This window comes from Phenylobacterium sp., assembly GCF_046463815.1.
In the GTDB taxonomy this organism is placed as follows: Bacteria; Pseudomonadota; Alphaproteobacteria; order Caulobacterales; family Caulobacteraceae; genus Phenylobacterium.
Genome location: NZ_JBKBRO010000027.1, coordinates 43,642 through 51,855, shown reverse-complemented (window position 1 = coordinate 51,855; position 8,214 = coordinate 43,642). Strand labels below are relative to the sequence as shown.

Annotated in this window: 9 protein-coding genes; 3 read left to right on the top strand and 6 right to left on the bottom strand. The window is 69.2% G+C overall.

Going from position 1 to position 8,214, the window contains the following annotated elements; genetic code table 11:
- Nucleotides 1-85: 85 nt before the first annotated feature.
- Entirely contained in the window at nucleotides 86-1,321 is a 1,236-nt protein-coding gene (locus ACK4TT_RS16545) for a tyrosine-type recombinase/integrase (protein WP_410213436.1), read from the bottom strand.
- Nucleotides 1,322-1,614: 293 nt separating this feature from the next.
- On the opposite strand from ACK4TT_RS16545, the gene ACK4TT_RS16540 reads away from it, so the two are divergent.
- The 3 genes from ACK4TT_RS16540 (at nucleotide 1,615) to ACK4TT_RS16530 (ending at nucleotide 4,235) form a co-directional block, all read left to right on the top strand.
- Nucleotides 1,615-1,950 carry a ferrous iron transport protein A gene (locus ACK4TT_RS16540; RefSeq protein WP_409642025.1) on the top strand — a complete coding sequence of 112 codons (336 nt, stop codon included), beginning with the start codon at nucleotides 1,615-1,617 and terminating at the stop codon, nucleotides 1,948-1,950.
- The gene (locus ACK4TT_RS16535) at nucleotides 1,947-3,821 is read left to right on the top strand and encodes a ferrous iron transporter B (RefSeq protein WP_409642022.1); all 1,875 of its coding nucleotides are present in this window, start codon (nucleotides 1,947-1,949) and stop codon (nucleotides 3,819-3,821) included. Before ACK4TT_RS16540 ends, ACK4TT_RS16535 begins: the two co-directional genes overlap by 4 nt.
- Before the next feature lie 90 nt (nucleotides 3,822-3,911).
- On the top strand, nucleotides 3,912-4,235 hold the full coding sequence (locus ACK4TT_RS16530; protein WP_409642019.1) for a hypothetical protein: 324 nt from the start codon (nucleotides 3,912-3,914) through the stop codon (nucleotides 4,233-4,235).
- A 12-nt stretch (nucleotides 4,236-4,247) separates the two neighbouring features.
- Here the strand turns inward: ACK4TT_RS16530 and ACK4TT_RS16525 are convergent, their stop codons facing one another.
- The 5 genes from ACK4TT_RS16525 to ACK4TT_RS16505 are packed head-to-tail and all read right to left on the bottom strand — an operon-like array spanning nucleotide 4,248 to nucleotide 8,201.
- Complete coding sequence (locus ACK4TT_RS16525) at nucleotides 4,248-4,745, bottom strand: MarR family winged helix-turn-helix transcriptional regulator (RefSeq protein WP_409642016.1); 498 nt, start codon at nucleotides 4,743-4,745, stop codon at nucleotides 4,248-4,250.
- The gene (locus ACK4TT_RS16520) at nucleotides 4,742-5,746 is read right to left on the bottom strand and encodes a fumarylacetoacetate hydrolase family protein (RefSeq protein ID WP_409642013.1); all 1,005 of its coding nucleotides are present in this window, start codon (nucleotides 5,744-5,746) and stop codon (nucleotides 4,742-4,744) included. Before ACK4TT_RS16520 ends, ACK4TT_RS16525 begins: the two co-directional genes overlap by 4 nt.
- On the bottom strand, nucleotides 5,747-6,031 hold the full coding sequence (locus tag ACK4TT_RS16515; protein WP_409642010.1) for a hypothetical protein: 285 nt from the start codon (nucleotides 6,029-6,031) through the stop codon (nucleotides 5,747-5,749).
- Complete coding sequence (locus ACK4TT_RS16510; protein ID WP_409642007.1) at nucleotides 6,028-7,161, bottom strand: homogentisate 1,2-dioxygenase; 1,134 nt, start codon at nucleotides 7,159-7,161, stop codon at nucleotides 6,028-6,030. The genes ACK4TT_RS16515 and ACK4TT_RS16510 overlap by 4 nt, the downstream gene beginning before the upstream one ends.
- The gene (locus ACK4TT_RS16505) at nucleotides 7,161-8,201 is read right to left on the bottom strand and encodes an isoaspartyl peptidase/L-asparaginase family protein (RefSeq protein ID WP_409642005.1); all 1,041 of its coding nucleotides are present in this window, start codon (nucleotides 8,199-8,201) and stop codon (nucleotides 7,161-7,163) included. The genes ACK4TT_RS16510 and ACK4TT_RS16505 overlap by 1 nt, the downstream gene beginning before the upstream one ends.
- Between the last annotated feature and the right edge of the window lie 13 nt (nucleotides 8,202-8,214).

Here is an 8,214-nt window from a genome sequence, read left to right as displayed (position 1 = left end):
TTTTGAGTGCCGTGCGTCTACCAGTTTCGCCACGCCCGCGGCAGAGAACTATCTAGCTGGCGAGGAGGCGTTCGCCAAGGAGGCGCTAGGCGTTCGCCAGCGCCTTTGACGCGGAAGGTTCCTTCCGCGATTGACCACGGCCGTTGAGGGCCGCTGCATCGAGACGCGTCTTGATGTGAGATGCGTAGAACTTCTCGATCATCTCGACGCTGGTGCGGCAGTTCTTGGCCACCTGGTAGATGTCGGCGCCTTCCAGTAGGCGCAGGCAGATGTAGGTGTGACGTAGGCTGTACGCGGTGCGCGGATTGCCGTCGCGATCCTCCTTGAGGCCAAGCTCGTCGAGCACGGCGTTTAAGAGCTGCCGCTGGATCTTTCCGAACACGAGATCGGTCGGCTGGGACACGCCTCGCCGCTTCAGCAGCCGCTCGAACGGCGCGACCGCGTCAGGGGTGCTCTTGCAGAAGCCGACACCGCGCTTGCCGCGTACTTCAATCTCCAGGATGCGTTGCTGAGTGGCGGTGTCCGTCACGACCTTTACGTCTCGCATCTCGAGGCGCTGGGCTTCATCGGGGCGAAGGCCTGTGTTCGCCATGATCTCCACGAAGTCGTGGAAGAGCTCGCACTCGGCGCGCCAACGGTCGCGCTTCGGGTTGCGGGCGCGCTCGGCGGTCGCGGCGCGCAGCCGCACGTACTCCTCAGGTGAGAACCACGCGCGGTGGGCAATTTTGCCGGATGTCTTGTAGGGCGCCGACATGTCTGGAACGGCAGCGATCCAGCCGTGGCGGTTCGCCGATTTGAGCACTTGGCGCAGGGTCACCATCTCCTGGTGCAGGGTGCTCCGGGCAGGCCGCCTGCCGCTCGCATTGTTGAGCCGAGCGACACGGTACTGCTGGATCAGCCCAGCCGTGACCTCGCTCACGGGCCGAGTGCCGAAGAACGGCAGCAGATAGAGCTTCAGGTGCCTTTCCTTGTTCTCGACATAGCGCGCGTTCCGCTCGCCGGCCGTGAGCACACGGTACTCGGTCATGAAGGCTTCCGCGGCCTGCCTGAAGGTTTTGGCTGCCGCCGTGGTGGGGGTGAGCGGTGTGTCCGTAGCCACCGCCTCGTTCAGCGATAGGCTTCGGGCGCCCAGCCGGTCCTCGGCGATGCGGTCGAGCGCCCATTCGCGAGCAACCGTCAGCGCCGCGTCGAGCCGGTCCTGATGCGTGGACGAGCGGTGGTTCCGACCGCTCAGGTAGATGGCGCATTGCCAGAAGCGGCTGTTCTCGCGCCGATAGACGTGAACTCGACCGTCGAGGAGGGTGTAGCGTTCCGCCGCCATGTCTTGGGCTCCTGCTGAGCAGGTGTGCAAGACATGTGTAAGTCGGAAGCCTTCTCAAGCCGCTGATTTTACAGCGAAAGGTAGGCGTTCCTGGCTTTTGAGTCCGCCGCGTCTACCATTTCGCCACGCCCGCAGCGTTGGTCTAACTACCCTCCCAGATGGCGTTCGCCAAGGAGGCGCTGCGCCCCATCAGGTCCCGGACCGCCTGCGTCAACGCGAAGCCTTGCGGTCGGGCCGGGTTGGCTCTAATTGATAATCGTTCGCATTTTCTGCGGATGTCGGGACGTCTGTACATGTTCGACACGGTCGCTGATCCGGTGAACGCCACGCCCCCGGAGGGCGCGGCCGACGGACGCCTGGTGCGCCTCTCCACGGCGCGGCCGGGCGAGGCCGGGGTGATCGTGGACGTCCGCGCCGAGAGCCATCCCGCCGACCACGGCGTCGACGTGGAGGAGCTCCAGCGCCGCCTGCTGGAATTCGGCTTCGTCGAGGGCGCGAGGCTGGAGGTCCTGCACGAGGGCGCCATCCGCCATGACCCCATCGCCGTGAAGCTCGACGACATGCGCGTGGCGCTGCGCCGCCGCGACGCCGAGGATGTGTGGGTGCTGCTGGACAAGTCCCGCGCATGAGCGACGCCGTTCTCCGGCCGGCGCGCATCGCCCTGGTCGGCAACCCCAACACCGGCAAGACCGCCCTCTTCAACGCCCTGACCGGCAGCCGCCAGAAGGTGGCCAACTACGCCGGCGTCACCGTCGAGCGGAAGGAGGGCTTCGTCACCACCGCCCACGGCCGTGCGCTGTCGATCCTCGACCTGCCCGGCACCTATTCGCTGCGCGCCCGCAGCCCGGACGAGGCGGTCACCCGCGACGCCGTGCTCGGCAAGCTGGCCGGCGAGACGCCGCCCGACGTTGTGGTGGCCGTGGCCGACGCCACCAACCTGCGCCTCGTGCTGCGCCTGATCCTGGAGCTGAAGGCCGTGGGCCGGCCGATGGTGCTGGCCCTCAACATGTACGACATCGCCCAGCGCCAAGGCCTGCGCATCGACCTCGACGGCCTGCGCCGCGAGCTGGGCTGCCCCATCGTGACCACGGTGGCCACGCGCAAGCGCGGGATCGACGACCTGGTGGCCCAGGCCGAGGCCCTGATCGAGGAGGGCGCGGTTCCGCACGCCAACGTCTGGCGCGAGCCGGACGCCGGCGAGATCCGCGCCGCCCACCGCGAGGCCCAGCGGATCCTCAAGACCTATGTCCGCCCGCCCGAACACCCGGACACCCTGACCGGCAGGATCGACGCGGTGCTGCTCCATCCCGTGGCGGGCCTGGCCATCCTGCTCGCCATCCTCTTCCTGATGTTCCAGGCGGTGTTCGCCTGGGCCGCGCCGCTGATGGACGGCATCGACGGCGGCTTCGCCTGGCTGGGGGCCGCCATCGGCCAGACCCTGCCCGAGGGCCTGCTGCGCAGCTTCATCGCCGACGGCCTGATCGCCGGGGTGGGCAGCGTGATCGTCTTCCTGCCCCAGATCCTGATCCTGTTCCTGTTCATCATCCTGCTGGAGGACTTCGGCTACATGGCCCGGGCCGCCTTCCTGATGGACCGGATCATGGGCGGCGCCGGCCTGCACGGCCGCGCCTTCATCCCGCTGCTCTCCAGCTTCGCCTGCGCCATCCCCGGCATCATGGCCGCCCGGGTGATCGACCAGAAGCGCGACCGGATGACCACCATCCTGGTGGCGCCCTTGATGACCTGCTCGGCGCGGATTCCCGTCTACACCCTGATCATCGGCGCCTTCATCCCGAACCGGACGGTGGGGCTCGGCCTGAATCTTCAGGGCCTCGTGATGTTCGGCCTCTACGCCGCGGGGATCGCCAGCGCGCTCCTCGTCTCGTTCGTGATCCGCCGGGTCTTCTGGCGGGGCGCCGTCGAGCCGTTCCTGATGGAGCTGCCCACCTACAAGGTCCCCTCGGCCGAGAACGTGGCTCGCAACCTGCTGCTCCGGGCCCAGGTCTTCCTCGGGCGGGCCGGCCGGATCATCCTGCCGCTGATGATCGTGGTCTGGTTCCTTTCGACCTTCCCGGCCCCGCCGCCGGACGCGACGGCGCCGGCCATCGACTACAGCATCGCCGGCATGCTCGGCCACGCGATCCAGCCGCTCTTCGCCCCGATCGGCTTCAACTGGCAGATGGTCGTGGCCCTGATCCCCGGCTTCGCGGCCCGCGAGGTGGCGGTGGCGGCGCTGGGCACGGTCTACGCCGTCGGCGACGCCGAGGCCAACGTCGGCGCCCTGGGCGCGCGGCTGGCCGAGCACTGGTCGCTGGCCACCGGCCTGTCGTTCCTCGCCTGGTACGTCTTCGCACCCCAGTGCGTGGCGACGCTGGGCGTCGTGAAGCGCGAGACCAACTCGTGGGGCTGGATGGGCGTGATGTTCGCCTACATGCTCACGCTGGCCTATCTCGCCTCGTTCGTCGTCTATCACCTGGCGGTCGTTCTGGGTGGCGGCTGAACGGAACTAAACCAGGGCGCGAAATTAACCATCCGTTCGCCGTGCCGTTTAACCGGCCGATAAACGAGTGGGCGGCAAGGTGGCGGCGTCATGCAGAAGACGCCTGATATCGCCCACGACGCGCTCCCCGGCAAAAAGCCGGTCGCCCGGAAGGATTCCCTGGCGAAACGTGTCCGTGAGGTCCTCCTGTCGTTCGGCGGCGAAGCGCACCGGACGCTGGTGATCGAGCAAGTGGCCAGGAGCCTTGGCCACGATGTCCGTCAGATCCCGGAAGAGCTGCAGAGCGCGCTCATCGTCTCCTTCGAGGAGTACTGGCGCGACGAGCGCAAGCGCGCCGCCTTCGGCTTCCACCTGCCTTTCGGCGAGGGGTCGCACCGCTGGGGCGTCCGGGTCGAACCCGCCTACCTCCACTGAACGCCCCGGCGCTCAGCGCAGGCTGACGTTCGGCGGGTCTTCCCCGTTGAGCTGCCCGGCCGCGGCCTGGAGCCGCGCGAGCAGGCGTTTCAGGAGGGTCACCTCCTCGGGCGCCAGTCCCGCGATAAGCGCCGCCTCGTAGGCCAGCGCCAGCGGCGCGATCTCGGCGTACAGCCGCCGCCCCTCGGTGGTCAGCGCCAGCACATGGCTGCGCGCGTCGGCATGGTGTTCCGAGCGGGCCACCAGATGGCGCTTCACGAGCCCCTGGGTGGCGCGGCTCACCGTCACCTTGTCCATCACCGTGCGCGCCACGATCTGTCCCTGAGTAAGGGCGCCGTCCTCGGCCAGCACGCAGATCAGCCGCCACTGCGGGATCGTCAGCCCGAAGCGGTCCTGGTAGGCGCGCGCGATCAGGCCCGAAACGGCGTTCGAAGCCACCGACAGCCGGTAGGGCAGGTAGGCGTCGAGCCTCAGCCCCTCCTCTTCGCGCTCGGGCCGCACCAGGCTCATGCGCGGACGACCTCCTGTTCGATGGCGCCGAAGACGGTGTGGCGCCGGGCGTCGACCATCTCGATCCGCACGGTGTCGCCGGCCTTGAGGAACGGCGTCGAGGGCTTGCCGTCCCGGATCGTCTCGATGGTCCGGACCTCGGCCAGGCACGAGTAGCCCACGCCGCCATCGGCGATCGGCTTGCCGGGGCCGCCGTCCACACCCCGGTTGGAGACGGTGCCCGAGCCGATGATCGTTCCAGCCCCCAGCGCGCGCGTCTTCGCCGCGTGCGCCACCAGCGTCCCGAAGTCGAAGGTCATGTCCACGCCGGCGTCGGCGCAGCCCAGCGGCTTGCCGTTCAACTCCACCTCCAGCGCCCCATGCAGCTTCCCATCCTTCCAGTTGGGCAGGGAATCGGGCGTCACCGCCACCGGCGAAAAGGCCGAAGCGGGCTTGGACTGGAAGAAGCCGAAACCCTTGGCGAGTTCGCCCGGGATCAGGTTGCGCAGCGACACGTCGTTGCACAGCATGACGAGGCGGATGGCGGCCAGCGCCTCCTCGCGGCTCGCGCCCATCGGCACGTCGCCGGTGATCACCGCCACCTCGGCCTCCAGGTCGCAGCCCCAGGCCTCGTCCTTCAGCGGGATCGGATCGCGGGGCGCCAGGAAGCCGTCAGAGCCGCCCTGGTACATGAGCGGATCGGTCCAGAAGCTTTCGGGCATCTCGGCGCCGCGGGCCTGACGGACCAGGGCGACGTGGTTCACATAGGCCGAGCCGTCCGCCCATTGGTAGGCCCGCGGCAGGGGGCTTTCGGCCTCGTGCTCGTGGAAGCGCGCCTTGGGGACCGAGCCGTGCTCCAGGCTCTCGGCCAGGCCGCGCAGGTCCGGCTCGCAGCGGTCCCAGTCGTCGAGCGCGTCCTGCAGGGTCAGGGCGATCCGGTCGGCCGGCGAGTACCAGGCCAGGTCGTTGGAGACCACGACCAGACGGCCGTCGCGGCCGCCCTTCAGCGAGGCGAGCTTCATTCAGTGACTCCGGATGTCGGAAGGTTCGCGCGGGATCGCGCCGGTCAGCTTCACGCCCGCCTCGTAGGCCTCGGGCTCATAGACGGTGACCTCGACGCGGATGTCGCTGCCCGGCGGGCCGTCCCAGAGGTAGGTGCGTTCGATGCAGACCTCGCGGCCGGCCGGCGTGAAACCCTCGAAGGTGTCGCCCCACGGCGTGTGGTCGGCGAGTTCGCGCCAGGCGAGCGTGCAGGCCCGCTCCAGCTCGTCCTGCGCCGCCGCGCCGAGGTCGGCGTCCAGGCTCATGCGCCCTTCCAACTGTCGACGTAGGCGGGGTTCTCGACCGAAGAGGCGGCCTCGCCGACCTCCAGCGGGTCGCGGGTGTCGATCATCACGGCGTACTCGTCGGTGGCCGGCTTGGGCTGGACCAGCATGTTCTTCAGCGCCTTCGGGTGCGGGCCGTGGGTGAAGCCCGACGGGTGGAAGGTCATCATGCCGGCCTCGATATGGTCGCGGCTGAAGAAGTCGCCGGCGTGGTAGAACAACACCTCGTCGTAGTCGTCGTTGTTGTGGAAGAAGGGGACCTTCAACGCCCCCGGGTCGCTCTCGAACGGCCGCGGGGCGAAGGTGCAGACCACGAAGCGGTCCGACACGAAGGTCGAGTGGACCGACGGCGGCAGGTGGTAGCGGTGGCTCATCACCGGCCGGATGTCGCGCACGTTCAGGCGAACGGGGGCGAGGTCGCCGTGCCAGCCCACAGCATCCAGCGGGTTCCACGGATAGGTCACCACCGAGACCTCGCCGCGCTTCTTGATCTCGACCCGGAACTCGCCCGTCTCCGCCTGGTGGGCCTTGAAGGCCTCGTCCATGGCGGGAGTCTCGAGGATCGCGGGATCGAACAGCGCGTGGCCGCCCATCAGGCCCTTGTCGGGCAGGCGGAAATGGGTGTTCGTCGCCTCGACCATGAGGATGGCCGTCGGCGAGCCGGGCGTCAGCCGCCACATGGTCCCGCGCGGCAGGTAGAGGTAGTCGCCGGCCCGGTAGCGCAGGCGGCCGTAGTCGCAGAACAGCTCGCCCTCGCCCGCGTGGACGAACAGGAGCTGGTCGCCGTCGGCGTTGCGGGCCAGCGCCGGCATGGCCCGATCCAGCTTCCAGAAGCGGACCTCGGTCGCGGCGTTGTGGAGAACGGTGCGCGCGGCCCACGGCGAGGACTCGGCGGCGTTCAGCCGGGCCAGGTCGAAGGCGCGGGGCCGCAGGGGCCCCTCGAACTTCACCCAGCCGGTGGGCGGATGGCGATGATGCAGGAAGGCGGCCGGGCCGAAGAAGCCCTCCTTGGAGATTTCCCGCTCGTAGGTGCCTTCCGGCAGGTCGGCGTGCGCCTGCTTCGAGTGGACGCCCTCGGCCGCGCGGACCGGGATCCAGTCGCCCTTCGCCATCACGGATCGTCCTTGTAGATGCCGACCGTCAGCGGCTGGCCGTCGGCGATTCGGGCCCGGTACATGCCCGAGGTGTTGAAGCTCCAGGCCATCTGGCCGTCGGGCGCCACGGCGATGATCCCGCCGTCGCCGCCCAGGGCCGTCAACTCCTTCTGGATCACCTGATCCGCGGCGGCCTGGAGGGAGAGGCCCCTGTATTCCACCAGGGCGCAGATCTCGCGCGCCACCGTCAGGCGGATGAAGTACTCGCCGGTGCCCGTGGCCGAGACGGCGCAGGACTTGTTCGACGCGTAGGTGCCGGCCCCGATGATCGGGGAATCGCCCACCCGGCCCCAGCGCTTGGCCGTGGTCCCGCCCGTGGAGGTCCCGGCCGCCACGTTCCCCTGGCTGTCCAGGGCGACGACGCCCACCGTGCCGTACTTCTTCTCGACCTGGGCCAGGTTGGCGCGGTGGCCGCCCTCGTCGAACTGCAGTTCGGCGCGCTGGTCGGCCTTCTCGGGAACGCCCGCCGGCTTGGCGGGGATCGGCAGGCCCTGCTCCTTCAGCGCCTTCTCCAGCGCGTCCCAGCGGCGCTGGGTGAAGAAATAGGACGGGTCCACCTGCTCCAGCCCCTGGGTCCGGGCGAACGCATCGGCGCCGGCGCCCATCAGCATGACGTGCGGCGACTTCTCCATCACCGCGCGGGCGAGCGAGATCGGGTGGCGGGTGGTGGTGACGCCGGCCACCGCCCCGGCCTTCAGGGTCGCCCCGTCCATCACCGAACTGTCCAGCTCGTTGCGCCCCTCGGCGGTGAAGACCGCGCCGCGGCCCGAGTTGAACAGCGGGTCATCCTCGAGGATGCGGATGGCCGCCTCGATCGCGTCCAGCGCCGAGCCGCCCCGCTTCAGGACCTCGGCGCCCACGGTCGCCACCTTGGCCATGGCCTCGCGATAGGCCTTGTCCTGCTCCGGCGTCAGGTCCGCGCGCTCGATGACGCCGGCGCCCCCGTGCACCACCAGCGCCCATTTCGGCCGCGCCTCGGCCGTACCCGCTACAGACATCAACAAGACCGCC

Excerpts from the sequence above, each read along its gene's own strand:
- ACK4TT_RS16535 (WP_409642022.1), top strand. The coding sequence starts at position 1,947 with ATGAGCGACGCCGTTCTCCGGCCGGCGCGCATCGCCCTGGTCGGCAAC.
- ACK4TT_RS16530 (WP_409642019.1), top strand. The coding sequence starts at position 3,912 with ATGCAGAAGACGCCTGATATCGCCCACGACGCGCTCCCCGGCAAAAAG.
- ACK4TT_RS16515 (WP_409642010.1), bottom strand. The coding sequence starts at position 6,031 with ATGAGCCTGGACGCCGACCTCGGCGCGGCGGCGCAGGACGAGCTGGAG.
- ACK4TT_RS16525 (WP_409642016.1), bottom strand. The coding sequence starts at position 4,745 with ATGAGCCTGGTGCGGCCCGAGCGCGAAGAGGAGGGGCTGAGGCTCGAC.
- ACK4TT_RS16510 (WP_409642007.1), bottom strand. The coding sequence starts at position 7,161 with ATGGCGAAGGGCGACTGGATCCCGGTCCGCGCGGCCGAGGGCGTCCAC.
- ACK4TT_RS16520 (WP_409642013.1), bottom strand. The coding sequence starts at position 5,746 with ATGAAGCTCGCCTCGCTGAAGGGCGGCCGCGACGGCCGTCTGGTCGTG.
- ACK4TT_RS16505 (WP_409642005.1), bottom strand. The coding sequence starts at position 8,201 with ATGTCTGTAGCGGGTACGGCCGAGGCGCGGCCGAAATGGGCGCTGGTG.
- ACK4TT_RS16540 (WP_409642025.1), top strand. The coding sequence starts at position 1,615 with ATGTTCGACACGGTCGCTGATCCGGTGAACGCCACGCCCCCGGAGGGC.
- ACK4TT_RS16545 (WP_410213436.1), bottom strand. The coding sequence starts at position 1,321 with ATGGCGGCGGAACGCTACACCCTCCTCGACGGTCGAGTTCACGTCTAT.